27 protein-coding genes are annotated in these 26,813 nt (G+C 68.0%); 12 read left to right on the top strand and 15 right to left on the bottom strand.

Annotated features, from left to right (window positions below):
• Positions 1–169: 169 nt before the first annotated feature.
• Positions 170–1,822 (bottom strand): MDR family MFS transporter, encoded by a 1,653-nt coding sequence (locus tag FFF93_RS16255; protein WP_138768008.1) that lies wholly within the window; start codon positions 1,820–1,822, stop codon positions 170–172.
• Positions 1,823–2,017: 195 nt separating this feature from the next.
• The gene (gene rraA / locus FFF93_RS16250; protein WP_261375201.1) at positions 2,018–2,512 is read right to left on the bottom strand and encodes a ribonuclease E activity regulator RraA; all 495 of its coding nucleotides are present in this window, start codon (positions 2,510–2,512) and stop codon (positions 2,018–2,020) included.
• 103 nt (positions 2,513–2,615) lie between these two features.
• Between rraA and FFF93_RS16245 the strand changes: the two genes are divergently transcribed.
• The 5 genes from FFF93_RS16245 (at position 2,616) to FFF93_RS16225 (ending at position 7,591) form a co-directional block, all read left to right on the top strand.
• Complete coding sequence (locus tag FFF93_RS16245) at positions 2,616–3,881, top strand: MFS transporter (protein ID WP_138768010.1); 1,266 nt, start codon at positions 2,616–2,618, stop codon at positions 3,879–3,881.
• Positions 3,882–4,008: 127 nt separating this feature from the next.
• Positions 4,009–4,605 (top strand): TetR/AcrR family transcriptional regulator, encoded by a 597-nt coding sequence (locus FFF93_RS16240; RefSeq protein ID WP_138768011.1) that lies wholly within the window; start codon positions 4,009–4,011, stop codon positions 4,603–4,605.
• 218 nt (positions 4,606–4,823) lie between these two features.
• Complete coding sequence (locus FFF93_RS16235; protein ID WP_395858398.1) at positions 4,824–6,047, top strand: NADP-dependent malic enzyme; 1,224 nt, start codon at positions 4,824–4,826, stop codon at positions 6,045–6,047.
• A gap of 35 nt (positions 6,048–6,082) precedes the next feature.
• A complete protein-coding gene (locus FFF93_RS16230) occupies positions 6,083–6,583 on the top strand; it encodes a DUF456 domain-containing protein (protein WP_138768012.1) in 501 nt (166 codons plus the stop codon).
• 42 nt (positions 6,584–6,625) lie between these two features.
• A complete protein-coding gene (locus tag FFF93_RS16225; RefSeq protein WP_138768013.1) occupies positions 6,626–7,591 on the top strand; it encodes a hypothetical protein in 966 nt (321 codons plus the stop codon).
• 25 nt (positions 7,592–7,616) lie between these two features.
• On the opposite strand, the gene FFF93_RS16220 is transcribed toward FFF93_RS16225, so the two are convergent.
• Positions 7,617–8,297, bottom strand: a complete 681-nt coding sequence (locus FFF93_RS16220; protein ID WP_138768014.1) for a LysE family translocator — start codon at positions 8,295–8,297, stop codon at positions 7,617–7,619.
• Between the two features lie 105 nt (positions 8,298–8,402).
• On the opposite strand from FFF93_RS16220, the gene FFF93_RS16215 reads away from it, so the two are divergent.
• On the top strand, positions 8,403–8,858 hold the full coding sequence (locus tag FFF93_RS16215) for an Lrp/AsnC family transcriptional regulator (RefSeq protein ID WP_138768015.1): 456 nt from the start codon (positions 8,403–8,405) through the stop codon (positions 8,856–8,858).
• Positions 8,859–8,912: 54 nt separating this feature from the next.
• On the opposite strand, the gene FFF93_RS16210 is transcribed toward FFF93_RS16215, so the two are convergent.
• Positions 8,913–9,371 carry an Lrp/AsnC family transcriptional regulator gene (locus FFF93_RS16210; protein ID WP_186372297.1) on the bottom strand — a complete coding sequence of 153 codons (459 nt, stop codon included), beginning with the start codon at positions 9,369–9,371 and terminating at the stop codon, positions 8,913–8,915.
• Between the two features lie 328 nt (positions 9,372–9,699).
• On the opposite strand from FFF93_RS16210, the gene gluQRS reads away from it, so the two are divergent.
• A complete protein-coding gene (gluQRS, locus tag FFF93_RS16205; protein ID WP_138768017.1) occupies positions 9,700–10,596 on the top strand; it encodes a tRNA glutamyl-Q(34) synthetase GluQRS in 897 nt (298 codons plus the stop codon).
• A gap of 9 nt (positions 10,597–10,605) precedes the next feature.
• Complete coding sequence (locus tag FFF93_RS16200; protein WP_138768018.1) at positions 10,606–11,217, top strand: HD domain-containing protein; 612 nt, start codon at positions 10,606–10,608, stop codon at positions 11,215–11,217.
• Between the two features lie 14 nt (positions 11,218–11,231).
• On the opposite strand, the gene FFF93_RS16195 is transcribed toward FFF93_RS16200, so the two are convergent.
• The 7 genes from FFF93_RS16195 to FFF93_RS16165 all read right to left on the bottom strand — a co-directional run bounded on the left by FFF93_RS16195 (position 11,232) and on the right by FFF93_RS16165 (position 18,707).
• Positions 11,232–12,551, bottom strand: coding sequence for an ATP-binding protein (locus FFF93_RS16195; RefSeq protein ID WP_138768019.1), 1,320 nt, complete (start codon positions 12,549–12,551; stop codon positions 11,232–11,234).
• A gap of 127 nt (positions 12,552–12,678) precedes the next feature.
• Entirely contained in the window at positions 12,679–14,256 is a 1,578-nt protein-coding gene (locus FFF93_RS16190; RefSeq protein WP_261375200.1) for an amino acid permease, read from the bottom strand.
• Positions 14,257–14,283: 27 nt separating this feature from the next.
• Entirely contained in the window at positions 14,284–15,699 is a 1,416-nt protein-coding gene (locus FFF93_RS16185; protein ID WP_138768020.1) for an aspartate ammonia-lyase, read from the bottom strand.
• 8 nt (positions 15,700–15,707) lie between these two features.
• Complete coding sequence (locus FFF93_RS16180) at positions 15,708–16,742, bottom strand: asparaginase (protein WP_138768021.1); 1,035 nt, start codon at positions 16,740–16,742, stop codon at positions 15,708–15,710.
• Positions 16,743–16,817: 75 nt separating this feature from the next.
• On the bottom strand, positions 16,818–17,525 hold the full coding sequence (locus FFF93_RS16175; protein WP_138768022.1) for a FadR/GntR family transcriptional regulator: 708 nt from the start codon (positions 17,523–17,525) through the stop codon (positions 16,818–16,820).
• A 137-nt stretch (positions 17,526–17,662) separates the two neighbouring features.
• Positions 17,663–18,259, bottom strand: coding sequence for a DUF305 domain-containing protein (locus FFF93_RS16170; RefSeq protein WP_261375199.1), 597 nt, complete (start codon positions 18,257–18,259; stop codon positions 17,663–17,665).
• Positions 18,260–18,371: 112 nt separating this feature from the next.
• Positions 18,372–18,707 carry a DUF6153 family protein gene (locus FFF93_RS16165; protein WP_144766434.1) on the bottom strand — a complete coding sequence of 112 codons (336 nt, stop codon included), beginning with the start codon at positions 18,705–18,707 and terminating at the stop codon, positions 18,372–18,374.
• Between the two features lie 210 nt (positions 18,708–18,917).
• Here FFF93_RS16165 and FFF93_RS16160 point away from each other — a divergent pair, with 210 nt between their 5' ends.
• Together FFF93_RS16160 and FFF93_RS16155 are read left to right on the top strand one after the other, a co-directional pair.
• A complete protein-coding gene (locus tag FFF93_RS16160; protein ID WP_138768025.1) occupies positions 18,918–19,253 on the top strand; it encodes a metalloregulator ArsR/SmtB family transcription factor in 336 nt (111 codons plus the stop codon).
• A complete protein-coding gene (locus tag FFF93_RS16155; RefSeq protein WP_138768026.1) occupies positions 19,250–20,377 on the top strand; it encodes a cation diffusion facilitator family transporter in 1,128 nt (375 codons plus the stop codon). The genes FFF93_RS16160 and FFF93_RS16155 overlap by 4 nt, the downstream gene beginning before the upstream one ends.
• On the opposite strand, the gene FFF93_RS16150 is transcribed toward FFF93_RS16155, so the two are convergent.
• The 3 genes from FFF93_RS16150 to FFF93_RS16140 all read right to left on the bottom strand — a co-directional run bounded on the left by FFF93_RS16150 (position 20,363) and on the right by FFF93_RS16140 (position 22,853).
• Positions 20,363–21,319: an L-lactate dehydrogenase gene (locus FFF93_RS16150; protein ID WP_138768027.1), complete on the bottom strand. Its 957-nt coding sequence runs from the start codon at positions 21,317–21,319 to the stop codon at positions 20,363–20,365. The two genes, FFF93_RS16155 and FFF93_RS16150, sit on opposite strands and share 15 nt — an antisense overlap.
• Before the next feature lie 35 nt (positions 21,320–21,354).
• Positions 21,355–22,098, bottom strand: coding sequence for a glucose 1-dehydrogenase (locus FFF93_RS16145; protein WP_138768028.1), 744 nt, complete (start codon positions 22,096–22,098; stop codon positions 21,355–21,357).
• Between the two features lie 137 nt (positions 22,099–22,235).
• A complete protein-coding gene (locus tag FFF93_RS16140) occupies positions 22,236–22,853 on the bottom strand; it encodes a uracil-DNA glycosylase (protein ID WP_138768029.1) in 618 nt (205 codons plus the stop codon).
• 596 nt (positions 22,854–23,449) lie between these two features.
• Here FFF93_RS16140 and FFF93_RS16135 point away from each other — a divergent pair.
• Positions 23,450–24,760 carry a hypothetical protein gene (locus tag FFF93_RS16135; protein ID WP_138768030.1) on the top strand — a complete coding sequence of 437 codons (1,311 nt, stop codon included), beginning with the start codon at positions 23,450–23,452 and terminating at the stop codon, positions 24,758–24,760.
• A gap of 13 nt (positions 24,761–24,773) precedes the next feature.
• On the opposite strand, the gene FFF93_RS16130 is transcribed toward FFF93_RS16135, so the two are convergent.
• Positions 24,774–26,135, bottom strand: coding sequence for an HNH endonuclease signature motif containing protein (locus FFF93_RS16130; protein ID WP_138768031.1), 1,362 nt, complete (start codon positions 26,133–26,135; stop codon positions 24,774–24,776).
• Positions 26,136–26,246: 111 nt separating this feature from the next.
• On the opposite strand from FFF93_RS16130, the gene FFF93_RS16125 reads away from it, so the two are divergent.
• Entirely contained in the window at positions 26,247–26,771 is a 525-nt protein-coding gene (locus FFF93_RS16125; RefSeq protein ID WP_138768032.1) for a hypothetical protein, read from the top strand.
• Positions 26,772–26,813: the final 42 nt, after the last annotated feature.

Genomic DNA, 26,813 nt, shown 5'->3' with positions numbered 1-26,813 from the left:
ATTCGTGGTCCACGGCTCGCGCCGCAACTACCAAGTCTTACACCGGCGCCACCGCGATGCACATCACAGGGCGCCGAAAGTGAGATGAAACATACAGTTCTCCGCGCCCGGAAACGCAAACGGCAGGCAGTCCAAAAGACTGCCTGCCGGGACGCTCGTTCGCGGGTGCCTAGTGCGCCGGGACCGCCTCCTTGGCGGCGGCCTTCGGGTCGGTGAGCTTCTTGTTCGGCAGCGCGAAGCTGATCAGGAAGGCGACGCCGGTGAGCACGGCTGCGGTGAGCATGACGGCGTCGATCGACTGGGCGAAGCCTTCGGTGATCGGCCGGGTCAGCGCCGAGTTGGCGGTGTGCAGCCAGCTCGTGTCGTTCAGGGAGTCGTTGCTGGCGCCGTTCTTGAAGAACTCGTAGAGCTTGGCGTTGGCGGGGTCGGCGGCGACGGCCGGGTCCTTGAGCACCCTGAGGTAGTCCGCGTTCTGCGCGGCGTCCTTCATGCCGGTGGCGATCTTGTCCGCCGCGAGGCTGAACAGCATCGAGATGAACACGGCGGTGCCCACGGCGCCGCCCATGGAGCGGAAGAACGCGGCCGAGGAGGTTCCCACGCCCATGTCCTTGGCCGGGACGGAGACCTGCATGGCGAGGGTGAGCGGCTGCATGCAGAAGCCCAGGCCCAGGCCGAAGAACACGGCGATCGCGCCGGGCACCCAGAGCGGGGTGTCCACGCCGAGGGAGAGGCCCATGACGACGGCGGCCGCAGTCAGGACGGCGGTGCCAAGGATCGGGAAGATCCGGTACGTGCCCGACGCCGAGATGGTCCGGCCGGCCGTGATGGAGCCGGTGAGGATGCCCACGGTGAAGGTGATCATCATCAGGCCGGCCTCGGTGGGGGTCAGGCCCTTGACCAGCTGGAGGTACATCGGCAGCATCGCGATGGCACCGAACATGCCGACGCCGATGATGAAGTTCAGCAGGGAGGAGAGCCCGAAGGTGATGTTCTGGAAGAGCCGGAGCGGGATCAGGGCGTAGTCGCCGGCGCGTTTTTCGGCCAGCAGGAACGCGACGATGCCGAGGACGCCGAGGCCGTAGCAAAGGAAGGCGCCGGTGGAGGTCCAGCCCCAGGTCCGGCCCTGTTCGGCGACGAGGAGCAGCGGCACGATCGCCAGGGTGATGGCGGCGGCGCCCCAGTAGTCGATCTTCTGCTTGAGGTGCTTGGCCGGCAGGTGCAGGTAGAGGAACACGACGGCGAGGGCAGCCAGGCCGATCGGAATGTTGATGAAGAAGACCCAGCGCCACCCGTCGAAGCCCAGGATCGTGGTGGTACCGGCGAAGGCACCGCCGATGACGGGCCCCAGCACGGAGGAGATGCCGAAGACCGACATGAAATAGCCCTGGAACTTGGCGCGGTCCTTCAGCGCCACGATGTCCCCGATGATGGTCAGCGCGAGGGCCAACAGGCCGCCGGCGCCCATGCCCTGGATACCGCGGGCAATGGCCAGCTCGGTCATCGAGTGGACGGAGCCGGCGTAGAGCGAGCCGGCCAGGAAGATCAGGATGGCGGCGAGGTAGAGCGGGCGGCGGCCGAAGATGTCGCTGAGCTTGCCGTAGAGCGGCGTGCTCACGGTGGAGGTGATCAGGTACGCCGTGGTGGCCCAGGCCTGCAGCGAGAGGCCGTCCAAGTCATTGGCGATGGTGTAGATCGAGGTGGACACGATGGTCTGGTCCAGCGACGACAGGAACATGCCGAGCATAAGGCCCACCATGACGGTGATGGTCTGACGGTGTGTCAGGACCTCGCCGGGCAGGCGTGAGGACGTGGTTTTGGACATGACTGCTCCGAGGGGAAGTTTATGGGGTCAAGCACGAAGGTTGCTTTCAGTAACTATCTTACCGGCTGCTTTGTTCCCGTAAGGTTCCCTTCCGCGTTCCCCGTCCGCGTTCCCCGTCCGCGTTCCCCGTCCGCGTTCCCCGTCCGCGTTCCCCGTCCGCGTTCCCCGTCCCTCGGGGGCCAGCCGTGAAAGCGCTCAGCGTTCCAGCAGGATCCCGTCCGGGTCGCACCAGATCCGCTGGCCCGGCCGGACCGCGACGCCGTCGATGTCCAGCTCCACGTCTGTCTCGCCGGCCCCGGCCTTGGCGCTCTTGCGCGGGTTGCTGCCGAGGGCCTTCACCCCGAGCGGAAGCCCGGCGATCGCCACCCGGTCCCGGATGGCGCCGTTGATCACGACGCCGGCCCAGCCGTTCTCCACCGCGCTCGCCGCGATCATGTCCCCCATCAGCGCTGTGCGGAGCGAGCCGCCGCCGTCGACCACCAGCACCGCGCCGTTGCCCGGCGTGCCGAGCATGGCCTTGACCAAGGCGTTGTCCTCCCGGCAGCGGATGGTCCGGACGGGACCACTGAAGTGGGTGAGGCCGCCGAGCGACTGGAACTGCAGGGCAATGGAGTCCAGCTCCTCGCCCCGCTCGTCGAACAGGTCGGCGGTGTTGACGGGGCTGGCGGGGTTCACGGGTGAGTCTGGCACGGGTTCTCCTGGTTCTCGGCAATGGCTGGCGGGCGTTGATGCCCACGATAGTCTGGGCGCACACTGATCATCAGCTTCAGTCATCAGTTCCGGGGGGAACCACATGAGCCTGTCCGACACCGCAGTGGCGGCCCTTGCCGAACCGCAGCGCCGCGTGCGCCCGGTGTGGACCGCCGGCGTCGTCCTGGTCAACGTTGGGATCAATGCGGCCTTCTTCGGCCCGCTCCAGGTGCTGCTTGGCCAGCAGGCCGCGGCGTTCAACGAGGGCGAAAAGGAGGCCATCCTGGCCCTCGTCACCGGGGCAGGGGCGGCGGTGTCGCTCGTGGCCAACCCGCTGTTCGGTGCGCTCAGCGACCGGACCGTTGCCCGCCGCGGACGCCGGGTGCCCTGGGTGCTCTTCGGCGCGATTCTCGGTGCGGCCGCCCTCGCCGCGCTCGCGGGGGCCCCCAACGTCGCCGTCATGACCATCCTCTGGTGCCTTGTGCAGGCCGGGTGCAACGGGGCGTACGCCGCCATCACGGCCGCCATTCCGGACCGGGTGCCTGCGCCGCAGCGCGGCACGGTGGGAGGCCTCGCGGCGATGGGCCAGACGGTGGGCATCCTCGCCGGCGCGGTGATCGCCGCCGTCGTCTCCGGCAACTTCGCGCTCGGCTATCTGGTCTGTGCCCTGGCGCTGCTGGCCGGCGTCGTGCTGTATTTCTTCAAGAACGACGACGTCGCGCTGCCGCGGGACGGGCGGCCACCCTTCAAGCTCGCGGAATTCGCCCGGAACTTCTGGATTTCGCCGGCCCGCTACCCAGACTTTGCCTGGGCCTGGCTGACCCGGCTGCTGGTGAACATCGGCAACCACATGGTGACGCTGTACCTGCTGTTCTTCCTTACCGACGCGGTGCGGTTGCCACAGACGCAGGGTCTGGCGGCGGAGTCCGGCGTCCTGATCCTCACCGGTCTGTACGCGGTCATGGTCATCATCACGAGTGTGGTCGGCGGCAGGTTGAGCGACCGGATGGGACGCCGCAAACCGCTCGTCATTCTCTCCTCGGCCATCATCGCAGTGGCCGCGCTGATCCTGGCCGTGGCCCCCACCTGGCCGGGCGCGCTGATCGGGGCCTCGGTGCTGGGCATCGGCTTCGGCGCCTACCTGGCCGTCGACTTCGCCCTCATCACCGAGGTGCTGCCCACCGCGCTGAACCGGGGCAAGGATCTGGGGGTTATCAACATCGCCAATTCGCTGCCCCAGGTGCTCGCGCCGCTTATTGCCTACCCCTTTGTGGCCTACTGGGGAGGGTACGTTTCGCTCTACGTGGCCGCCGCGGTGATCGGTCTGTTGGGAGCCGTGTTTGTGGTGAAGATCAAGGGCGTGGACTAGGGCCGCCGGGAGCCCGTTTGACTGGCATTCGGCCCCCTGCCGTGCCGTATAGTGGACGGGATTCCCGCGGCAGCGCTGTGGACTAACCCTCCCGGCTGCCGAGAAAAACGACCCCGGAACGCTGCTGATGCCTGAATTCCCTTCGGATCTTCCGCCAATGGCCCCGCCGCCCACCCTGCCCCGGCAAAGGCGGCGCTATGCGCGGATCCTTGAGGTCGCGGCCGGCTTTGCCCGGAAGGGCCTGGACTCCGTGGTGCTCTCGGAGGTGGCGGCCAAGGCGGACGTGCCGCTGGGTACCCTGTACCGCTACTTTCCCTCCTCGACCCAGCTGATGCTGGCCCTGTACCGCAAGCAGCTCGGCGAGCTGCATCTCGGCGAGTGGCCGTCCGGGACCCGGGTTCCGGTGCATGCGCTGGTGGGTGTGGTGATGGAAATCTTCCACATGCGCCTCATGCAGCCTGCGGTGGAGCAATGCCTGAACCGGGCGGTCTACGCGAAGGACACTGACACCACCCGGCTGCTCCGGGACATCGACGCGACCGCGGAGAAGGCTGTGACGGTGCTCAGCGGCGACCCGGCCGTCTCCCGGGTCCTGTTGCTCACCGTCACGGGCCTGGTCCAGTCGGTCCGCTGCCGCAGGCTCTCGCTGTTCGAGGCCGAGGAAGACCTCAAGAAGGCCTGCTCCCTGCTTTCCCGGGGGCGCGGGAGCGCGAAGCCGGTCTAGACCAGTTACCGGAATATGTCTGGATGAATCTCCGCCGCGGCGCTGCGTTGTCTACCATGGCAGAACCGGAGCGGCGCCAGCGCCAGCACTTCCGGGAGCTTCACCGCAGGCCCGCCACCCCCGGGCCGCCCGCGAAGTTCCCCCAGACCATCTCGGGCACCACTGTGCCCCAGCAGCCAAGTGCCGTACGCCCACGGTGAGCCCCAGGAGACAACGACGTGTCCATTGAAACGATCATTCCCGCCAATTCCACCTCCCCCGACGGAGCCGCAGACGCGCCGGTAGCAGCGCTCAGCGACGAGGAAATCTTCGCCGCCCACGAGGGCGGCAAGCTCTCGATCGCCAGCACCGTCCCGTTGGCCAGCAAACGCGATCTCTCCATCGCCTACACGCCCGGCGTCGCCCAGGTCAGCCGCGCCATCGCCGCCAACCCGGACCTGGCCAAGAGCCACACCTGGGCGCAGCGCCTAGTGGTCGTGGTCAGCGACGGCACTGCCGTGCTGGGCCTGGGTGACATCGGGGCCAGCGCCTCGCTGCCGGTGATGGAAGGCAAATCCGCCCTCTTCAAGGCGTTCGGGGACCTCGACTCCATCCCGCTGGTCCTCAACACCACCGACGTCGACGAGATTGTCGAGACGCTGGTCCGCCTGCGGCCCAGCTTCGGCGCGGTCAACCTCGAGGACGTTTCGGCGCCGCGCTGCTTCGAACTCGAAGAAAAGCTGATCGAGGCCCTCGACTGCCCGGTCATGCACGACGACCAGCACGGCACGGCCGTCGTCGTCCTCGCCGCCCTGACGGGCGCCGCAAAGGTCACCTCCCGCGAGCTGGAAGGGCTCCGCGTGGTGGTGTCCGGCGCCGGCGCGGCCGGGATCGCCGTCGCCGAAATCCTGCTGACCGCCGGTATCGACGACGTCGTGCTGCTGGACTCCCGCGGTGTGATCAACCGTGACCGCGCGGACATCGCCGCGGATCCGGCGAGCAAGAAGGCGCAGCTCGCGGCCCGCAGCAACCCCCGCGGCGTTGTCGGCGGCCCGGGCGAGGCGCTCCTTGGCGCCGACGTGTTCATCGGTGTCTCCTCCTCCCGGCTGGACGAAGAGCACCTGAAGCTGATGAACCACAGCGCGATCGTCTTCGCCCTCTCCAACCCGGACCCCGAGGTGCTGCCGGAGGTCGCGTCCAGGTACGCCGCCGTCGTCGCCACCGGCCGCAGCGATTTCCCCAACCAGATCAACAACGTCCTGGCGTTCCCCGGCATTTTCCGCGGCGCCCTCGACGCCGGGGCCCGGCGCATCACCCCGGCCATGAAGCTGGCCGCGGCCCGCGCCATCGCCGAACTGGCCGAGGACGAGCTCTCCGCCGATTACATCGTGCCGAGCCCGCTGGACCCGCGCGTGGCCCCGGCCGTCTCGGCAGCCGTCGCCGCTGCGGTGGAGGCGGAGTAGGCAACCGCCGCCGCCGCCAGCCCTAGACTGGGGCGATGAACCCCGAAACCGTCGTGACCATCCTCTGCGGCCTGGCCATCCTGGTGGGCGTGGCAGGCATCATCGTCCCCGTCCTGCCCGGCAGCATCCTGATCGGACTGAGTCTGCTGGCCTGGGCACTCTGGGGCGGCGCCGGCGCCACCGGCTGGGTGGTCTTCGGGATCGGCCTGGTGCTGGTGCTGGCCGGGATGGCCGCCGGGGCCGTGCTGACTGGCCGGAAGCTGAAACAACACAGCATTCCCGGCCGGTCCGTTGTCACGGGCCTGGTGTTCGGCGTCGCCGGGATGTTCCTCATCCCGGTGGTGGGCCTCTTTGTGGGTTTCGCTGCCGGATTGCTGCTCAGCGAGCTCCACCGCACCCGCGCCTGGCGGACCGCCGTCACCTCGAGCTGGGCGGCCCTGAAGGCCACCGGCCTCGGCATGATCACCGAGTTCGGACTGGCCTGCCTGGCCGCGAGCACCTGGGTGATCGGCGTCTGGGTGGCCGCTGCCGCTTAGTCGGCCGGCCGGCCGCCCGGCGCGCGCTATTAGCATGGAAGAATGAGCGCCGGACAGTCCTTGGGACCCATCTACCGCGACACCCGCGACCTCACCCCGTTCGGCAGCCCACAGGTCCGCACACCGGTGCGGGACATCGCGGACGGCGTCGGCGGCATCCTGCACACGGCGCTCGGCGGCCGGAGCGGGGCGCTGCTCAGCGTGGACGGCACCATCCCCCGGCTTAAGCGGATCTCCGGGAAGGCAGCCAAAGCGGTGTACGAGGCGACCTTCCACAACACCGACCCCAACCGGCTGATCGCCGCGGGCCGCGCCTACCCAGGCTGGGCCGGGCTGTGCTACGTGCTGGCCGGGCTCCTGGCGCACCAGCAAGGCGGCTACCTGCGCGCCTCGGAACTCCTCCAGCGCGGCCTCACCACCAGGAACGACGACGACGCCAACCAGTTCGCTTCCGGCTATCTGACCCGCGTGGTCACCCGGGTTGAAGTGGCCGAGCGCCTTGAGGTTCCGGTTCTCTTCAGCGAGGAAGCTGTGTTCCTGGCGCTTTCGCACTCCCTGCGCGAGACAGGCCACCTCGAGGCGGCGCTGCAGACTGTTGCCTCGTTGCCGCCCTCGCTGCCCGCGGCCCTGGCCCGGTGCTCGGTGGCGTTTGCTCTGGGCCGGGACAAGGAAGTGACCGTCTGGACGGAGGGGCTGTTGAATGCCGATGACCTCTCGGCCGCGCTGTTGTTGATCCGCGCGCGGTCGCTGCGCCGCCTCGGTGCGTCCAAGGCCTCCCAGGCGGCATTGCAGGAAGTTCTCCGGCGGCGGAAGACCCACCTGGCGCTCCGCAATGATGCCCTGACGGACCGCGCCTTGCTGCTCCTGGACAACGGCCGCAGGTCACTGAATCCCCGTGACTGGCTGCGCGGCCGGCCCGCCGAGCTCGAAACCTTCGAAGTCATCCGCAAGGACGCGGAGGAACGCAGGCTCTGGGAACAGGAATGGAAGGCGCTGAACGGGGAATGATCCGTTGCGGGCGGATGCCGGGAGGCTACTGCCAGGCAATCCCCGCGACCACCGGAGCCAGCTGCTCGCCCAGGAGCACCAGCCCCAGGGCCACCATGATGACCCCGCTGGCCAGCGTCACCCGCCGGGCTGCTCCGGGCCGGGAGTGCAGGAGCCTGCGGGCCAGCAGGGCCACGCAGCTGTAGATCACCGCCACGAGCAGCACGAAGGTGAGGCCCAGCAGGCCGGACTGCAGCGGCACCGGCAGCGCGGCGTCCGGGCTGACGAACTGCGGCACCAGGGCGACAAAGAAGAGCAACCCCTTCGGGTTGATGCCGCTGGTACCCATGCCCTGCAGGAAGATCCGGAACTGATTGGCGGGGGCGGTGCCCTGCGCGTTGGCCGGGGCCGCCGGACCGGCAACGGGCTGCGCACCGAAGCTGGCACTCCGCCAGGACCGCACCGTGCCGGTGCCCAGCCACAGCAGGTAGGCCGCGCCCGCCACCGTGAGCCAGCCGAGGAGCCCGGGCATGCCGGTGATGACGGCGGCAAGCCCCGCGGTCAGGAGCGCGGTATGCACGACGTAGCCGCCGCACAGGCCCGCAACCGCCGGTACAAAGCTGCGCTCCCTCAACCCGGCCGCAATCGAGTAGGCCCAGTCCACGCCGGGGGTGCAGGCGAGGGCCACGGCGACGCCAATGAAGGCGAGAAAAAGCTGGGGATTCATGGCGGTCTCCTGAAAGTGCGGCTACAGAAACAAGCCTAGGAATTCCCCGCCCATAAGTGTTTACTGATTTCGCTCAGTTTCCCGCGCCGACGATAAGGTTATTGCGTGATAGACCACATCGACAGAAGTATTTTGCGCTACCTCCGCGAAGACGGGAGAATGACGGCGACCGCGCTCGCCGCGAAGGTCGGACTCACCGTGGCGCCGTGCCACCGCAGGCTCCGGGAGCTGGAGGCCAGCGGTGTCATCCGGGGTTACCGCGCCGACATCGACCCGGCCGCGGTGGGGCTTGGCTTCGAGGCGATTGTCTTCGTCACGCTGCGGCAGGTGGACCGCGCCACGATGGAGATCTTCGAAAACCGCGTGGCGGAGAACCCCAACATTGTCGAGGCCCAGCGGCTCTTCGGCGAACCGGACTACCTGCTGAAGGTCATTGCGGAGGATCTGCCGGCGTACCAGCGCTTTTACGACGCCGAACTCACCTCGCTGCCCGGCGTCGAGCGGCTGACTTCCACCTTGGTCATGAAGAACTTGAAGTCGAACGCCGGGCCGCCGGTGTGACCCGGCTGTGTCTGATGCGGCAATGTCGGTTGCGGCAGTGTCAGGCCCGGCGGCTTAGCCGTCCAGCAGGGCTGTGGTCCGGTAGGGGATGACCTCGCGCAGGAACATGCTCGTCGAGGTCCGCACAATGCCGGGGCAGAGGCGGATTTCCTCGGAGACCCGGTAAAGGTCGTCCGGGCTCGTGGCCACCACCCGGATCAGCAGGTCGGTGTCGCCTGCGGGCGCGTGGCACTCCAGCACCTCCGGGATGTTCCGCAGCGCGGCGATCGCCTCATTCAGGTGGCTCTGGTCCAGCTCTGCACTCACCGCCGCCGCCACTCCGCGGCCCAGTGCGGCCGGAAGCACCCTGCTGCTGTTGGGCCGTAGCGCGCCCGACGCCGTCATCCGCTCCAAGCGGGACTGGACCGTCCCGCGGGCCAGGCCGAGTCTCTGGGCCAGAACCATGATGGGGACCCGCGGGTCCGCATCGAGGGCGAGGAGGATCCGCCGGTCCGTCGCGTCCAGCTGCTGCAATCTGACCACTTCCTGCCAATCATTGTGATGCGATCTGGTCAGTCTGACCAATAATGACCTTACCCGTTGCACCAACTGTATGGCTCCTGCTCAAATAGTGGCAACAAGGGATGCGGGCCACCGCCGGCACCCGAAGGCTACGGATCCCCCGGTACACCACCCGGACTCCGGATGAGGCCCCCGCAAGGAGCCCGCCGCTGATTGACTCTTGTTCACGCATCGTCATTCCGCACACCCAAACGGCAAGAGCCCCTGAGCCCCCGACGTCGGATCTCCGAAGTCATCGGTGGCTGAGGGGCTCTTGTGTTGCTCCGCATAGGCTGGTGCCATGACAACAGCCGGTCGTTTCGCCCCCAGCCCCTCCGGCGAACTGCACGTGGGGAACCTTCGCACCGCGATCCTCGCCTGGCTCTTCGCCCGGTCCACCGGCCGCCGCTTCCTGATGCGGGTGGAGGACCTGGACCGCGCCCGGGCCGGCGCCGAGGCGGAGCAGCTCCGCGACCTGGCGGCGATCGGCGTGAGCTGGGACGGCGGCGTCGTCCGACAGACCGACCGGGAACACCTCTACGCGGAGGCGATCGAGCGGCTGGCCGCTGCCGGGCTGACCTACGAATGCTTCTGCACCCGCCGCGAGATCCAGGAGGCGCCGTCCGCGCCGCACGCCCCGCAAGGTGCGTATCCGGGCACCTGCCGGAACCTTTCCGAGGCCGAGCGGGCCGGTAAGCGCGCTGTCAGGCCCGCGGCGGTCCGGCTCCGCGCGGCCGTCGCCGAGGCAACCGTGCGGGACGTGCTGCACGGCAGCTTCACCGGCGTCGTGGACGACTTTGTGCTCCGCCGCAACGACGGTGTCACCGCCTATAACCTGGCTGTCGTGGTGGATGACGCAGCGCAGGGCGTCGACCAGGTGGTGCGCGGCGATGACCTGCTGCCCTCCACCCCGCGGCAGACCTACCTGGCCACCCTGTTAGATATTCCCGTTCCGGAATATGCCCACGTGCCGCTGGTGGTGAACGCCGACGGCGCCCGGCTGGCCAAACGCGACGGGGCTGTTACGCTGGCCGACCTCGCCGCCGCCGGGGTCCCCGTGGACCGGGTGCGCGATGCGCTGTTGGCGTCGCTGGGCTTGCCCGCGGGGTCCCTGGACCATGCGCTTGCCGCCTTCGACCCCGCCGCCCTGCCCCGGGAGCCGTGGGTGTGGCCGGGGATGGGCGGGCGCGGCGCGTAGGCTGGAAACATGTCAGAACCAGAGTTCCGTGAAGCGTCCTCCCCGAGGCCGGGTTTTACCGTCGAGACCGCCAAAGTCCTCGCCGAGGTGGCCCACAACCGGCAGAAGGACAAGCTTAAGCGGCCCTACCGCGAACACGTGATCGCCGTCGGCGACGCGCTGGCCGACTTCGATGACGACATCCGGATTGCCGGGTACCTGCATGACATCGCCGAGGACACCCCGATGACCCGGCAGGCGCTGCTGGAGATGGGCGTTTCCGAGCGGGCCGTGGACATCATCGAGCGGGTCACGAAGCGCCTGCACGAGAACCCGGATGACTACCAGGCCGGGATCCGCTACATCGCCGAGGACCACGACGCCACCCTGGTCAAGATCGCCGACAACGCGCACAACTCCCTGCCCGAACGGGTCCAGGCGCTGGCCGAGAAGTGGCCGGACAAGCCTCCGGTCACGCGCTACGCCGATGCCCGGCCGGTGCTCTACGCCGCGGTCCCGGTCGAGGAAACCCGCAAGATCCTGGCCCGGATCAATCCGTGGCTGCTGGAGGAGCTCGACGACATGCTCGACGAGGCCGACGACACCGACTATGAGAACCTGTCCTACGACAGCACGCCGTAGGGACGCCCCAAAGACTAGACGCGGCCCAACAGGTCGATGTCCTCCAGGAACTCCTGCTGCACCTCGGCGCTGACGGTGGTCCGGGTGTCCGCGATCGCGTCGAGGTAATCCTGGGTTACGGGACCCTTCCGGACTGCCTCCCGGAGGGCAGCGCCGCCGGAAGCGCCGCCGTCGCTGTCCATTCCGTAAACGGCGCTCTCCAGCGCGCGCTGGGAGGCGCTGCGCGCCGCGTATTCGATGTCCGCGGGGGAGAAGCCCTCGGTGCGGTCCACCAGCAGCTCCACGTCCACGTCATCCACCACCGTCACCGGGATAAAGCGCTGCCACATGGCTTCGCGGGCCAGGCGGTCCGGCAGGCCGATCGGGATGACGTAGTCGAAGCGGCCGTGGCGCAGGAACGCGGAGTCCAAGGCCCGGATGAAGTTCGTGGCACAGACCAGCAGCCGGCCGGGTTGTTCGCGGAACGCTGGAATGATCTTGAGCAGCTCGTTGGTGACACCCTGCAGCGGCGACGGCGGCTCGCCGGAGCGCTGCGAGGCGATTTCCTCCACCTCGTCGATGAACACGACGGCGTGCTCCAGCTCGGCGATCTCCAGGAACGTCTCACGCAGGGCGCCGGCCAGGCCCTTGGGGTCGGAGGCGAGCCGGGACGGGAAGACCTCTACGAACGGCCACTCCAGGCGGGAGGCAATCGCTTTGGCAAAGGTGGTCTTGCCGGTCCCGGGCGGCCCGAACAGGACCACCGCACGCGGCGGGACAACGCCGTACTCGTCGGCGAGGTCGGCCTCGGCCAGCGGCAGGACCAGCCGACGTTCCAGCAGTTCCTTCTCGTTCCGCATGCCGGCGACGTTTTCCCAGAGGTCGCGGGCCAGGATCCGGCCACCCAACTGGCTCAGCGGTTCGAGCTCCTGGCGCTGCACCGGGATCTTCCGTTCGAAGTAGCGCAGGTTCTTCTTCAGCACGAAACCGCGGCTCAGGAAGGCCTCGACGCGGGTTTCGGATTCCGGCATCAGAGCGGAGAGCTTGTTCAGCCCGTGCGGGGCCATCCGGTTTTCGACGGCGGCCAGCAGCGAGGTGCCGATTCCGCGGCCGCGGAACTCGGGGAGCGTGGCCAGGAAGACGATCCAGCCCTGGTCGTGAGCGGCGCGGCCGACGGCGGCGCCCACCACCTGGTCGCCCTGCACCGCCACGACGGCGTGGTCCTTCTCGCACGAGGCGAGCACCTCGGAGAGCGCGTAGACAGGCTCGACGTTCGTGGCCTTGAGGGATTCCCAGAGGTGCAGGATCCCGTCCAGGTCGGCCGAGTGGAAATCCCTGATTCGCCAGTTGGTCATGAGGTGTCTCCCGGTGGTTCGTCGCTGAGCCAGGTGGAACTTCTTCCTCTGAGCTTAGGCGAACCGGACCCGGCGGCAGCGTTCCCGTCCCCTCCGTTACGCCGCCCCGGGCTGGCAGGTCCGGAGGCTATTCGACCCCGGAGTTCCCCGAAGGACGGTTGGCGACCAGCGGGTACGGCCCGGTGAAGCCGTCGCGGACCGCGGCGATTTCCAGGATCCGGTGCTTGCAGAGGCGCCACCCGAGCATCAGGAGCGGAACGATGATGACCAGGGACGCAATTGTCCAGGTGCCGACCGGCGAGTCGAAGGCCATCAGGACCAGCACCGCCAGGAGGAAGGCGAGGGTGATCCAGCCGGTAACCGGTGCACCGGGCATCCGGAAGGCGGGCCGGAGCAGTTCGCCGCGGGCGGCGAGCCGGGCAAGCTGCATCTGGCAGAGGACGATCATGGCCCAGGTGCTGATGATGCCCAGCGACGCCACGTTCAGGACGATCTCGAAGGCCTCGGCCGGGACCACGGCGTTCAGGATGACGCCCAGGACGGCCACGCCCGCAGTGAGGGCGATCCCGCCGTAGGGCACGCCCGCCTTGTTCATCCGGGCGGCGAACTTCGGCGCGGAACCCGAGACCGACATGGACCGCATGATCCGGCCGGTGGAGTACAGGCCGGCGTTGAGCGAGGACAGCGCCGCGGTCAGGACGACCAGGTTCATGATGGCGTCCACGCCGTCCACGCCAATGGAGCCGAAGAACGTCACGAACGGGCTTTCGCCGGCCTTGTAGGAGCTGTAGGGCAGCAGCAACGAGAGCAGCACCAGCGAGCCGACGTAGAACACGGCGATGCGCACGATCACCGTGTTGATGGCCCGCGGCATGATCTTTTCCGGGTTTTCGGTCTCGCCGGCGGCCGTGCCGATCAGCTCGATCGAAGCGTAGGCAAACACGACGCCCTGCATCACCACGATGGCCGGCAGCAGGCCGTTGGGGAACAGCCCGCCGTGGTCCGCAATGAGGCTGAAGCCGACCTCCTGGCCGGCGACGGGCGTGCCGAAGACGACGAAGTAGATGCCGACGATCAGGAAGGATACGAGCGCCACGACCTTGATCAGCGCGAACCAGAACTCGAGCTCGCCGAACACTTTGACGCTGATGAGGTTCAGGCCAAGGACCAGGATCAGGGCGGCCAGGGCCCAGGTCCACTGCGGCACGTCAGCGATGGGCGCCCAGTACTTCTTGAAGAAGTTCATGTACAGCGCGACGGCGGTGATGTCCACGATTGCGGTCATGGCCCAGTTCAGCCAGTACAGCCAGCCGGTGACAAACGCGGCTTTCTCGCCGAAGAATTCGCGGGCGTAGGAGACGAAGGAGCCTGACGACGGCCGGTGCATCACGAGTTCGCCGAGGGCGCGCAGGATCATAAACGCGAAAAACCCGCAGAGGGCGTAGCTGATGATCAGGGCCGGTCCGGCGGTGGCGAGCCGGCCGCCGGCGCCCATGAACAGGCCGGTGCCGATGGCGCCGCCGATCGCGATCATCTGGACCTGCCGGGGTTTCAGGCCCTTGTGGTAACCCTGGTCTTCGGCATGGAGCGCGGCCTCGGAGGCGTGGGCATGCGCCGGAATGGTGTGGTCGGAGATGGCCGGCTGCCGGGTTGGCTGGTCCTCGGCCGACGGTTTTTGGGCGCGGGCAGTTTCGGGATAGGTCATGGGAATCCTTTGGGGTTCGGAGGTGCGCTACTTGCTCAGGTTGGCCAGGCGTTGCGGGCTGAGCAGTTCGGTGAGCTGCTCGGCGGTGAGCAGCCGGTGTTCGAGGACGAGTTCGGCGACTCCCTTGCCGGTGGCGAGGGCTTCCTGCGCGATGGCCGTGGCGGTCGCGTAGCCCAGCTGCGGGTTCAGGGCGGTGACGAGGCCGATTGACTGCTCCACCGTGAGGCGGAGCCGTTCGGTGTTGGCGGTGATACCCCGGACGCAGCGGGCCGTGAGGGTGCGGCAGGCGGCTTCCAGGTGGGAGATGCTCTTGTGGAGGCTGTGGACGATGATCGGTTCGAAGGCGTTGAGCTGGAGCTGGCCGGCTTCTGCTGCCATGGTGATGGTGACGTCGTTGCCGATGACCTCGTAGGCCACCTGGCTGACCACTTCCGGGATGACCGGGTTGATCTTGCCGGGCATGATCGAGGAGCCGGACTGCACGGCCGGCAGGTTGATCTCGCCGAAGCCGGCCCGCGGGCCGGAGGAGAGAAGCCGGAGGTCGTTGCAGATCTTGGAGAGTTTCACGGCCACCCGCTTGAGCACACCGGAGAGGTGCACAAAGGCCCCGACGTCCTGGGTGGCCTCGATCAGGTCCACCGCCGTGACCAGCGGCAGGCCGGTAATCTCGGCGAGGTGCCGGCAGGCAGCCTCGGCGTAGCCAGCGGGGGCGTTCAGGCCGGTGCCGATCGCCGTGGCGCCAAGGTTGATTTCGTGGATCAGCAGCTTGGCTTCGGCCAGGCGGAGCCGGTCCTCGCCGATGGTGACGGCGTAGGTGCCGAACTCCTGCCCAAGCGTCATGGGTACGGCGTCCTGGAGCTGGGTGCGGCCCATTTTCACCACGGTGCGGAATTCGAGGGCTTTGGCCGCGAAGGCGTCTTCGAGCTCCGTGAGGGCCTCCAGCAGTTCCCGGGCGGCGAGGATCGTGCCGAGTTTTACCGCGGTGGGGTAGACGTCGTTCGTGGACTGGCTGAGGTTGACGTGGTCGTTGGGGTGCAGCCGCGCGTAGTCGCCCTTCGGGTGCCCGAGGATTTCCAGGGCCCGGTTGGCGATCACTTCGTTGGCGTTCATGTTCGACGACGTCCCGGCGCCACCCTGGATCACGTCCACCACAAACTGCTCGCTGAGCTTGCCGTTCATGACATCCGCGCAGGCCTGCTCGATGGCCCCGGCGCGCTCGGCGTCGAGCAGTCCGAGTTCGTGGTTGGTTCGGGCGGCGGCGAGTTTTACGGCGGCCAGCCCGCGGACCAGGTACATGTTGGAGGAGAGCGGCTGGCCGGTGATGGGGAAGTTCTCCACGGCGCGGAGGGTGTGGACGCCCCAGTAGGCGCCGGCGGGAACGTCCCGGTCGCCCAGGAGGTCGTGTTCGGAGCGGAATTCTGCGCGTTCGTCGAGCGGGGTCATGAGAGTCCTTACAGGTCTTCGGGAGCGTGGGCGGTCTTGGGGGCGGCGAGGAAATCGGTGGCCTGCAGCAACCCGACGGGACGGCCGCCGCCCAGCACGGCCGACGTGGCGAGGCCGGGCAGGGCTGAGGTGTCGACGTCGAGCGCCTCCAGGAGCCGGACGGTGACGGGCATCCGGGCGCGGTCTCCGCCGTCGGAGATCTTCACGGCGAGGGCGCGGCCGTCCGGAAGGCCCACCAGCTGGACGCCCTCGAAGCCGTCTTTCGCGAGCAGGCCGGGGACCAGGCGCATGAGTGCGGTGACATCACGGTCCTCGCCCGCGACCATCACGGGGTGGCGGCGCATCGCGTTGGCGACGGCTGCTTCCGGGCCGCCGTCGCTGGCGGCCAGCCTGCCGAAGGCGCGGGCCATGCCGGGCAGGGTGAGGGCGAACAGGGGGGTGCCGCAGCCGTCAGTGGTGGCGCCCCGGGGTTCCTCACCGGTCAAGTCCACGACGGTTCGGGCCACGAGCTGCTGCAGCGGGTGGGCCGGATCGAGGTAACCCCGGACCGGCCAGCCGTTGATGACGCAGGTGGCAGCCATTGCGGCGTGCTTCCCGGAGCAGTTTTGGGTCAGTTGGGTGGCCGTTCCGCCGCCGCCGAGCCATTGCTCGCGCTCGGCGGTGCCGTAGGGGAGGTCGGTGCTGTTCTGGAGGTCTTCGGGGGTCAGCCCGTGCAGGTCCAGGATGCGCAGCGCGCCGTCGCGGTGGGCGGCGGCTCCGGAGTGGCTGGCGGCCGCCAGGGCGAGGAGTTCCCCGGGGAGGTCGAGGCCGGCCCGGACCATGGCTACGGCCTGCAGCGGCTTGAGGGCGGAGCGGGGGTAGAACGCGGCGAGGGGGTCACCGGCGCTCAGGAGGGTCCGTCCATCCGCCGCGGTGGCGATGGCCGAGCCGTAGTGGACGCTCTCAACCAGGCCGTCGCGGGTCTGGACCGCGAGCGGGGCGTGCTCCGGGAGCCGCGCGGGGGCGGGCGGTGTCGGAATGCGGGCGAGGGCTGGAGAGATCATTGCGTCCTTTGGCGGTGGTGTTGTTTCGTGGCCTGCGGGGCCGCCGGGCAGGTTCGTTCCGGCGGCTTTCCGGCGTCAAGAACCGGGGCGGGGGTCCAGGATCGAGGCGAGGGCGACGCCGACGGCATGCAGGTGCTGGCTCATCGCGATGCGCGCCGTGGCGGCATCGCCGGCCTCGATGGCGGCCAGGATGCGCCCGTGCTCCTCATCGGAGGCGTGCTGGCGGTCCGCGACCATGTTCAGGGTCTCGGACTGATGCGCCAGGGCCTCCCGGATTTCCGCGACAACGTTCTCGAAGACCTTGTTCCGGCTGGCCTTCGCGATCAGGGCATGGAAATTCGAGTCCAGGCCCACCCATACTTCGGGGTCGTCCTCGGCGGTCATTGCGGCGAGGATGTCCCGGAGGGTGTCCAGTTCCTCCGGCGACCGGCGTTCGGCAGCGAGTCCGGCGGCCGGAACCTCGATGTGGGGCCGGGCCTCGGTGAGGTCGAGCGCCGAGTACTGGCCGAGGACCAGGTCTTTCGCCACGTGGTCGGCCACCACGAACGTTCCCCTGCCCGTCTTCGTGATGGTGAGCCCCAGCGCGGTGCAGGACCGCAAGGCCTCCCGGACCACCGAGCGGCTCACCCCGTACTGCTGGGCAAGCGTGGCCTCGGAGCTCAGTTTGGCGCCGATGCCCAGCTTGCCCGATTCAATTTCGGAGCGGAGGACATTGAAGACCGCCTCGGCCGCGCTGAGGCGGGCGAGAGGTTGTCCTGCTGTCCGGCTGTCTGACAGGTTCACCCCTCAAATATGGCAGGGGTCACATTGGGGTGTCAACTAGCGTTACGCACCCGCCCGCGGGGCCGAACGGACACTTGGGGCCCACAAATCGACCCGGCCAGGGGCCCGAAGTGTCCGTTCGGCCTCATCACCCGGGCTTAGAGCGCGGCCAGCAGGTCTTTCATTTCCTTGATCTCGTCCGTCTGGGAAGCCGAGATGTCCTTGGCCAGCTTGACCGCTTCCGGGTTCTTGCCGCCGCGGACTTCCGCGTTGGCCATGTCCACGGCACCCTCGTGGTGCGCGATCATCTGGGTCAGGAACAGCTTTGCGGCTTCGGTGCCGTTGGCGGCGTCGAGCTTCTTGAGTTCATCGTCGCCCAGCATGCCGGACATTACGTGGTCTCCCGGCATCTGGGTGGATTCGTTCCAGCCCTGGAGCCAGCCGGTCATCCGCTCAATCTCGGGACCCTGAGCAGCTTTGATCCGGCCCGCCATGGCCGTCACCTTGGCGTCGATGCCCTGCTTCTTGAGCATCATCTCGCTCATCTCGAGGGCCTGGGCGTGGTGCGGGATCATCCCCTGGGCGAACATGGTGTCCGTGGGGTTGTGGTCCGCCGCTGCGGCCGCGGTACTGGCGCCAGTGGTGCTGTGGTCCATGCCGGGCATGCTGCTGCCGGAGTTGGTCCCGGCTGAGCAGCCGGCCAGGGCGATGACGGCAGCGACGGCGGTGGCGGAAATTGTCAGTGCTTTGTTCACGATGAATCTGTCCTTTGAGGGAATCCGGCGTGCGCCGGTGTCGGACGATGCGCGGCGCATGGTGCGCGCAACGGTGGGCATGGGTGCCGGCGAAGCGCGGCACGGATTCCCTTTACGTCCGGCTAATGGACAGCTCGTTCGGCGTGGGCGTCGCCGGAAGGTAGGAATAGGTGCGGGCCGGACCCGCTGCCGTCGTGGTCCTGGGCTGGACCGCGAGCAGTGTGGTCCCGGCCGGGGGAGCGCTGAGGGTAGCGCCCGACGGGGCCGGCGTGCAGGAAGCGTGCGCGGTCTGCTGTTCGCCGCAGGATCCGCCGCACCCGCACGACGGCGGCACCGGAGTTTCGTGGTGGACCGCCGGGTGGGAGTGGTCGGTTGCGGAAGGGGTGGCCGAGGCGTGTGCGCCGTGCGCTCCGACGAAGACGTGCATCCCCAGAAGCCCGGCAAGCACGGCCAGGACCAAAGCCAGCAGGCCGAAGCGGCGGAGGTCCGCTACCGGAACATGTCTCGGTGCTGCGATCACGCCGGTCCTCCTCCCGAGCTGATATCCCGCATTTCAGGCTACCCGAGTTCAACGATGCTCCCGTGGATTCTGTTCCGGCGTCCCCACGCCCGTCCGCCGGAAGTTGGTCGGGAGCTACGGATGTGACACTATCTGCGTATGAATGCGGATATGCAGATTGAGGTCGACAGTCCCCACGTGGAGCTGGCCGTCGAAGTTTTCGCCATGCTGGCCGACGCCACCCGCGTCCGACTGATCCTCGCCCTGGGGGAGGGTGAGCTGCCGGTCAACGCCTTGGCAGAGCGCGTAGGGAAGCCGGCCCCGGCCGTCTCGCAGCATCTCGCCAAGATGCGGCTGGGCGGCATGGTCGCTACCCGGCAGGAGGGCACCAAGGTGTTTTACCGGCTGCAGAACGACCACGCCCGCCAGCTGGTGATGGATGCCGTGCACCAGGCCGAGCACGCACTCGGCACGGCCCCGAGGCACGGAGCATGAGCGGGCCCGGCAAAGCAGTGGGCGAGCACAGCCACGGCCACGATCACGCACATGACGACCACAGCCATGACCACTCGCACGGTGACCACGGCCATGACCACTCCCACGGCGAGCACGGCCACACCCACCCGCACGGCGATCATGCGCACGGCGAGCACGGCCACACCCACCCGACGGGGCTGAAGGGTTTGCTGCACGGGCTCTTCGTCCCGCACTCGCATGACGCGGCGGACTCCATCGACGCGGCGCTCGAATCCAGCGCCCAGGGGATCCGCGCTGTGAAGGTCTCGCTGCTGGGCCTCGGCGCAACCTCGCTCTTCCAGTTGGCGATCGTGCTGGTCAGCGGCTCGGTGGCGCTGCTGGCCGACACCGTGCACAACTTCTCCGACGCGCTGACCGCCGTGCCGCTGTGGATCGCGTTCCTGCTGGGCCGGCGTAAACCGACGCGCACCTACCCGTACGGCTTCGGCCGCGCCGAAGACCTGGCCGGACTCTTCATCGTCGCCATGATCACACTCTCCGCGATCGTTGCCGCCGTCGAATCCATCCGCCGCTTCTTCGAACCGCAGCCGGTGCACAACCTCGGCTGGGTCCTCGCGGCCGGCCTCGTCGGCTTCGCGGGCAATGAGCTGGTCGCGGTCTACCGGATCCGCGTCGGCCGGCGAATCGGTTCGGCGGCCCTGGTCGCCGACGGCATCCATGCCCGGACCGACGGCTTTACCTCCCTCGCCGTCGTGGCCGGCGTCATCGGCGTCTGGCTCGGCTTCCCGTTGGCGGACCCGATCGTCGGGCTGCTGATTTCGGTGGCGATCATGGTGCTGTTGTGGGGCACCGTGCGCGACGTTGGACGGCGGCTCATGGACGGCGTCGAGCCCCACCTGACGGATGCCCTGGCCGCCGTCGTCCGGGAGCGTTCGCCGCTGGGCGGGACGTCACGGCTCCGCTGGTCCGGCCACCGCCTGCACGCAGAGATCACCGTCCCCATCGGCCGCGACGCCCGGCTGGCTGATCTCGCCGCGGCGGCTGCGCACCTGGAGGAAGGCGCCCGGAAGGCATTGCCGCACCTCGGCACGGTGACGGTGGTGCCTTCTGTAACGGCGTTCTCCGCGTCAGATCCCGAGTGAGGCGAGGCTCTGCCGGAGCGTCTCGGCGGAGTGGTGCAGCGAGGCCCGTTCCCCTTCGTCCATAGGAGTCTCCAGCACCGCACGCACGCCGCCGTGGCCCACAATGCTGGGCAGCGACAAGGCCACACCCTCGATCCCGTACTGCCCGCCGAGGACGGTGGACACCGGAAGCACGGCGTTCTCGGAGCGCAGCAGGGCCTCGACAATCCGGGCTCCGGAGAGCCCGATCGCGTAATTGGTGGCGCCCTTGCCGGCGATCACCTTGTACGCGGCCTGGGTGACCTCGCGGGCGGTTTCGCTGAGGTAGCCGGGCGTGAAGATGCGCTCGCCGTCGACCTTCCATTCCCGGATCGGCACCGGGCCGATGGTCGCGCCGGACCAGACCGGAAACTCGGTGTCGCCGTGCTCGCCGACCATGCTGGCGTGGACGCTGCTCACTGACACGCCCGCGCGGTGCGCCAGCAGCCAGCGCAGCCGCGAGGTATCCAGCACGGTGCCGGAGGAGAAAATCCGCGACGTCGGCAGCCCGGTGATTTTCTGCGCCGCGACGGTGAGCACGTCGCACGGGTTGGTGACCAGAACGTAGACCGCGTCCGGGGCGTGCTCCTGCATCTGCGGCATGAGCTGTTCGAGGATGCGGACGTTGGTGCCGGCCAAGTCCAGGCGGGTTTGGCCGGGGGACTGTTTGGCCCCGGCGGTGATGACGACGACGTCGGCGCCATCCGTGACGCTGATGTCCGCGCCGCCGTTGACGGTGGCCGCCGCGGCGGTGAACTGGGTGCCGTGGGCCAGGTCCAGGACTTCTGCCTCCGCCTTAGCCGCATTGACGTCGTAGAGGGCGACGTGGCTGGCCGAACCGCGGATCAGGGCGGCGTAGGCCAGTGAGGTGCCGACGCTGCCGGCGCCGACGACGGCGAGTTTGGAACCGGAATGTACGGACATGGGCGTCTCCATCCTGTGCTGTCGGCCCCGCGCGCTCAGCCGGCGGGCGGTGCGACGCTGCCGGCCGTTTCGCCGCCGTCGATGACGAATTCGGCCCCGGTGACAAAGGAGGATTCGTCGCCGGCCAGGTATACGGCGAGGTCCGCGACCTCGGTGGGTTGGCCGATCCGGTGCAGCGGTACGTGGCCGGTGTCGAAGGACATGCCTTCGGTCATGGGGGTCTGAATGACGCCGGGGTGCACGGAGTTGACCCGGATACCGTCCCGTCCCAGGTCCAGTGCAGCGCTTTTGGTCAGGCCCCGCACACCGAACTTGGAGGCCGTGTACCCGGAGAGGCCCTCATAGCCGCGGAGGCCCGCGATCGAGGAGATATTGATGATGGAGGCGGAGCCCGCCTTGGCCAGCGCGGGCACTGCGGCCTTAATGCCGTTGAAGACGCCCGTGAGGTTCACGTCGATGATCCGGGCCCACTCTTCGTGAGGATACGCGTCGATCCGGCCGAAATTCACGATGCCGGCATTGTTGACAAGGATGCTCAGGCTGCCAAACGCGCTGGCCGCCTCTTTGACGGCGGCGTCCCAGTCCGACGGCCGGGTGACGTCCAAATGCACGTAACGGGCGCCGCCGCCGAGTTCCGCGAGCAGCCGGGCGCCGTCGTCATCGAGGACGTCGCCGACGACGGCCTTCGCGCCCTCGGCTACGAAGCGCCGCGCGATTGCTGCGCCGATACCGCGGGCGCCGCCGCTGATCAGTGCGACTTTGCCGTCCAACCGTCCCATGGTGGTGCCCCTTCCGCGCTTATGCCCGCCGTGATCCGGGCGGTTCTCCCAGCTTGGCCGCGGAAGGCGGGTTTGTGCAGGGCCGTTGGGCCCAAGGGCGACGTCGGTGGGTGGCGGGGGCCGACGTCGTGAGGTCGCTAGAGGTGCTGGATGCCGGCCCGCTGCATCGCGTCCTTGTAGACGGCGACGTTCTTGGCCAGGAGTTCCTCCTGCTTGGCCGGGGAGACGGCGAAGGCGCGGCCGCCGAGGGCGGTGGCCTTGTAGATCTTCACGCCGCGGTTCTTCAGCGAGGAGTGGTAGGTCTTTTCGAAGAGCGTCAGGAAGGCGTGGGCGTCGGCGCCGTGCGCGATGATCGCCGAGGTGCGCTTGTTGATCTTCATAAACTGGCGGAAGGGGCGCAGTCCGTCGGTCTTTTCCTGGACGTTCAAGGCCGACGGCAATTCCGGATCGCGGACCCAAGGGTAGGCGTTCCATGGCATCACGTAGCGGGGGTCAAGTTCGACGGCTTCGTAGATGGAAGTGGCGCGGCGGGCGGCCTCGTCCTCGTTGAAGTGCGAGACGAACCCTGATTCGCAGCCCTTTCCGGGCGCGGTATGGAGGCTGACGATCCGGCATTCGTCCTCGTCATGGACGGGGTCGATGTAGGGAACCACGGATCCCGGCTTCTTCTCCATCAGTTCGTCGCAAAGTTGGGTCACAGCCGCGATGTTCGGTTCCTGCAGCAGGGTCTTCTTTTCGTCCCAGTCAATCGTCACGATTTCTCCCTCAGCACTCGGCGTCCAGAATCAGGCGTCTTGTTCCACTCTACGCTTCCGCTTCAGGGCGCGTTCCCGGGCGTCGCGGAAGAGGCGCTGGACCCCTAGTCACGGCTCCGGGGACGGGCGTACGCTTAAAGCGCCTGCAGGTAACCACTTGATTAAGCCGGGCTGTTCAGGACATGAAAATGTCCGGGCCGTCTCATAGCGAGATCGCGAAGGTACCTGCAGGTCCTGTGTTTAGGTTGACTCGTTGGTCGGGGTGCGGCCTGCCGGTAGGCCCTCTTCGCCTCAGGGCTGTTTTGCTGCGCGGTAGAGTTTTGCGCCATTTTCGGCGAGCCATGTCCCTTCGCCTGCACAGCAGGATCGGTAGCTATTTCATGCACTTTTATAGCGGCCTGTTTTACCTGGCGCCGCCGGCCTTAATCACACCTGCCACTTTGTCGCCTGTTCCTGCCACAGTCACGCGAGACTAGCACCGTGGGAGACTGTGTCCGCGAATCGTGCGGCGGGGTGACATAGCCCCGCCGCGCCGATTCCGGTGGCTCCGAAGTGGCGCCCGCCGTGCCAGGACCGGCGTATGTGAAGATGTTGGCATGACCGACCATGACCGTGAACTTTCCCTGTACGTCGACGGCAGAAATGCCTTGGTGGCAGGCGACGCGACAGCAATTGCCGAGCTCTTCCGCAAGCTTGACGTCAAAGAAGAAGGCCGCTCGAACCTAGGCTCAGGGGTGGCGGATCTGCTTGCCAGCCTGGCGGGGGCGGTTTCCATGGGTATGTCGGCAAATGTCCAGGGCAACTCATTTCACATGACTCCGGATTCCTACGCTCGATTCCTGGAACTCGCCGGGTCCACCGAGGAAAAGCTTGGGGTTGTCAGCGGCGTGCTACGGCAGTCGGATGGCAGGATCGACACGATCATCGAATTGGTGAGCTCCTCACCAATCAACCCTGCCGTGGTCGCGAACGTGCAGATGATGGCCGCAGCTTTGGCGATCCGGGTCGCCCTCAAAGAACTCGATGATCTGGTTCAGGCTGTGGACGCGAAACTGGACACGATCGTCCGCGATATCCGTGACGAGGCCCTCGGCAACGTGCAGGGCACAACCCACGTCCTGGATAAAGCATTTGGGTACTTCGAGGAGACCGGACGGCTCAACGACGCCCTCTGGGACCAAGTCTCGGGACAGGCGGCGGAGCTCGCCCAGGCGCACGCCGTCGCTCTCAACCACCTCAACACAATTGCCGACGGTCTCGGTGTCAAGAATCTTGGCAAGCGGGTGAGCAACGCCGAGGCGGCAGCCAAGGGCGAACTGAAGCATTGGCTAGTCATTGCAGCAGTGGCTCTCACAAACATGGTTCGGATGGACTCCTTGGAGGCTGTCCGCAGCGCGAATGACGGATCGGATTCCGCCGCTCACTCCCGACACATCGTTAAGTCCCGGGAACGGCGAATGGCTAGCACCTCCGCGGCAGTTCGAGACCTATCCGACGCCGTCTCAGCGGCGGTGAACGTCGATACGTTTACCCGCGTTGCGAATCCCATGGAGATGCCCAGACTCTACACCGCAGCCGAAGAGCTCCAGCGGCTGCTACGGATTTTCAGTTCGAACTTCGGCTTGGCAGAATCCGCGACCATCAAGCGCACCCAGTGGCACGAATCGGTGTTGCGTCTGGGACAGAAGGCTACCGAGGCCGTGGCGGGTGCCGCCGTTGCGGTTGCCGAAGGGGTGGCCTCATTTCCCAAGGCCATTGGTGATTCCGTCGAGGACACCATCCTGCATGTTGCAAAGGGGATCGAAGCGCGGCGCGTTCCCGTTGACCCGCAGCGCCCGGCAGTGGAGGCCGGACATGAGGCGGTCCTGGCCCCCGAACCGACGGAGGCAGCTACGCCGCATCACTGACCCTCCCCGAGCCTCAGCATCTCAGTGCCTTGACGATGTGCCGGATCTCGCGGCGGTGGCGGGGTGCCGCCAGTAATGCCGTTCCCGGTAGGGGTGGGGCGGTGGAGTGGTAGGTGTGGCCGGTTGGGGTTGTGAGTTGGAGGGTGTGTCGGGGGCCGGGGCGGGGTTGGGCGTTCCAGCCGGGTGTTTCTTTGGTGTGGTTGCAGGCTTCGCAGAGTCCGGCGCCGTTGCCGAGGTTGGTGGTGCCGCCGTTGTGCCAGGGGATGATGTGGTCCAGGTGGCGGATGGGGGCGTCGCAGTAGGGGGTGCGGCAGGTGTCGTCGCGGGCCTGGATGAAGCGGCGGTGTCCGGGCGGGAAGAGCCGGGCGCGGGAGTCCATGGCGACGAGGTCGCCGGTGGCGGGGGCGGTGTAGAGCCGGCGGAGCCAGGTCGAAAAGACCTGTTCGTCGCCGGGGCCGCCCGCGGCGGCGGTGCGTGCGTTCTGGAGCAGCGTCCGGGCCCACCCGGCGGGGACGATGCCGTAGCCGGGGAGCCGGGCGGGTTCGCTGTCGCCTTGGAGGAGGGTGCGGTCGGTCATGATGAGTTGGATTTCGATGCCGCTGATCCCGCCGGCCTTGCCGGTGGTGCGTTCGACCAGTGTGTCGGCCATCAGTTGGCCGCGGGAACGGGTGTCGCCGTCGGAGCGGAGAGCGTCCGCGGCCCGGGTGAGTGCGGCGTGCACGGCGACACCCTCCGCTACGGGCAGCAGGGCCGTGAGGTAGCACATGGTGTCCGGTGCGGGACGGAGGCTGACGTGGCGTTCGGTCTCGGCGTGGGCGGCGCGTTGGGTGGCGGAGCGGGGGTCGCGCCGGTAGGCGGCGGCACGGGCCGCGGCGGTGATGGCCCGGTCGCCGGCGCCGTCGAAGGCTCCCGTGTCGGGGGCGAGTTCCTCGTCCACGGCGGTCCGGTCCACCGCGGGCAGGCAGGCGGTTTCACGGACCAGGAGGGTGGCGCGCCATTCGTTGAGCTGGCCGGTTTCCAGGGCGGCGAGGGTGTGCGGCATTTCGGTGACAAGGGCCCTGGCGAGGCCGAGGAGCCGGCCGCCGCGGGCGGGGGACTCGCGCCGTGCGAGGGCGATCTGTGCCCCGACGCCGGCGCCGAGCTGGTCGGCCGGCAGACCGGCGGCGGCTTGTTCGCGGCGCTGGAGCAAATCGAACGTGACGGACAAACGGGCCTGACGGGCGGCCAGGGCGGACTTCAGGTCCTCCAGCTCGCGTGTTTCGTCGATGACCGCCGCGGCACTGGCCGGGGCCGGGATTCCGGCCAGGATCCGCGCAAGGTCCGCGACCGTCACGCTTGCCGTTAGGGCCACGTCGGGCCCTTGCTTGCCGTCCATGAAACCCAGTCAATCAGGCACCTGTGACAATTAACTGCGGCCGGTAATTGCGGCCGCTAAACGCGCCTCTGTAAGCCTCGAGGGGACGCCGTCTCCCTTACCAAGGAACCCATGCCGACCAACAGACAGTCACTAAAGCAGGACGGCTTCACCGGTTTCCGGCCGATCGAAGCGCTGGACATCAACCGGATCCCGCAGAAACCCGGCATCTTCGCGGTGCTGCTGCCCGAGATCCCCGGACACGGCAGCTCCCGGCCCCAGTTCCTCGCCAAAAGCACGGCGGGCATCTTCAAGAAGAAGGACCCCACGCTGAAGGCGGACGCGCTCGACGCCGAATGGGTCGATGGCGCCGACGTCCTCTACGTGGGCAAGGCCGGCCCCGGGAGCAAGGGCAACCGCGGGCTGCGCCGGCAGATCCAGGAGTTCGTCGACTTCGGCCGGGGCAAGCCGCCGGGCCACTGGGACGGGCGGCTGATCTGGCAGCTCGCCGCAGCCAACAAGCTGGTCATCGCGTGGAAGGAGCTGCCCGTGGAGCAGTTGGCCCCGGCCGAGGCCGGCTACCACGCCGCGTTCGTCGAGGAGTTCGGCAGGTTGCCGTTCGCCAACATGGTCCAGGCCCGGGTCAAGGGCGCCTAGCCAGCGCGGCCGGCTAGATTGCCCGGCTAGCCACCGCGGCCA

The organism is Arthrobacter sp. KBS0702, from assembly GCF_005937985.2.
Lineage (GTDB): Bacteria > Actinomycetota > Actinomycetes > Actinomycetales > Micrococcaceae > Arthrobacter.
Note: the sequence above shows the minus strand (reverse complement) of the source record. Positions and strands in the feature narration are given on the sequence as shown.

What these genes read in the sequence shown, in the direction of transcription:
- FFF93_RS16160 (WP_138768025.1), top strand. Translation starts at nt 18,918, where the DNA reads ATGAATGCGGATATGCAGATTGAGGTCGACAGTCCCCACGTGGAGCTG.
- FFF93_RS16200 (WP_138768018.1), top strand. Translation starts at nt 10,606, where the DNA reads ATGTCAGAACCAGAGTTCCGTGAAGCGTCCTCCCCGAGGCCGGGTTTT.
- FFF93_RS16125 (WP_138768032.1), top strand. Translation starts at nt 26,247, where the DNA reads ATGCCGACCAACAGACAGTCACTAAAGCAGGACGGCTTCACCGGTTTC.
- FFF93_RS16245 (WP_138768010.1), top strand. Translation starts at nt 2,616, where the DNA reads ATGAGCCTGTCCGACACCGCAGTGGCGGCCCTTGCCGAACCGCAGCGC.
- FFF93_RS16150 (WP_138768027.1), bottom strand. Translation starts at nt 21,319, where the DNA reads ATGTCCGTACATTCCGGTTCCAAACTCGCCGTCGTCGGCGCCGGCAGC.
- FFF93_RS16190 (WP_261375200.1), bottom strand. Translation starts at nt 14,256, where the DNA reads ATGACCTATCCCGAAACTGCCCGCGCCCAAAAACCGTCGGCCGAGGAC.
- FFF93_RS16185 (WP_138768020.1), bottom strand. Translation starts at nt 15,699, where the DNA reads ATGACCCCGCTCGACGAACGCGCAGAATTCCGCTCCGAACACGACCTC.
- FFF93_RS16240 (WP_138768011.1), top strand. Translation starts at nt 4,009, where the DNA reads ATGCCTGAATTCCCTTCGGATCTTCCGCCAATGGCCCCGCCGCCCACC.
- FFF93_RS16195 (WP_138768019.1), bottom strand. Translation starts at nt 12,551, where the DNA reads ATGACCAACTGGCGAATCAGGGATTTCCACTCGGCCGACCTGGACGGG.
- FFF93_RS16145 (WP_138768028.1), bottom strand. Translation starts at nt 22,098, where the DNA reads ATGGGACGGTTGGACGGCAAAGTCGCACTGATCAGCGGCGGCGCCCGC.
- FFF93_RS16130 (WP_138768031.1), bottom strand. Translation starts at nt 26,135, where the DNA reads ATGGACGGCAAGCAAGGGCCCGACGTGGCCCTAACGGCAAGCGTGACG.
- FFF93_RS16225 (WP_138768013.1), top strand. Translation starts at nt 6,626, where the DNA reads ATGAGCGCCGGACAGTCCTTGGGACCCATCTACCGCGACACCCGCGAC.
- FFF93_RS16255 (WP_138768008.1), bottom strand. Translation starts at nt 1,822, where the DNA reads ATGTCCAAAACCACGTCCTCACGCCTGCCCGGCGAGGTCCTGACACAC.
- FFF93_RS16135 (WP_138768030.1), top strand. Translation starts at nt 23,450, where the DNA reads ATGACCGACCATGACCGTGAACTTTCCCTGTACGTCGACGGCAGAAAT.
- FFF93_RS16155 (WP_138768026.1), top strand. Translation starts at nt 19,250, where the DNA reads ATGAGCGGGCCCGGCAAAGCAGTGGGCGAGCACAGCCACGGCCACGAT.
- FFF93_RS16220 (WP_138768014.1), bottom strand. Translation starts at nt 8,297, where the DNA reads ATGAATCCCCAGCTTTTTCTCGCCTTCATTGGCGTCGCCGTGGCCCTC.
- gluQRS (WP_138768017.1), top strand. Translation starts at nt 9,700, where the DNA reads ATGACAACAGCCGGTCGTTTCGCCCCCAGCCCCTCCGGCGAACTGCAC.
- FFF93_RS16230 (WP_138768012.1), top strand. Translation starts at nt 6,083, where the DNA reads ATGAACCCCGAAACCGTCGTGACCATCCTCTGCGGCCTGGCCATCCTG.
- FFF93_RS16180 (WP_138768021.1), bottom strand. Translation starts at nt 16,742, where the DNA reads ATGATCTCTCCAGCCCTCGCCCGCATTCCGACACCGCCCGCCCCCGCG.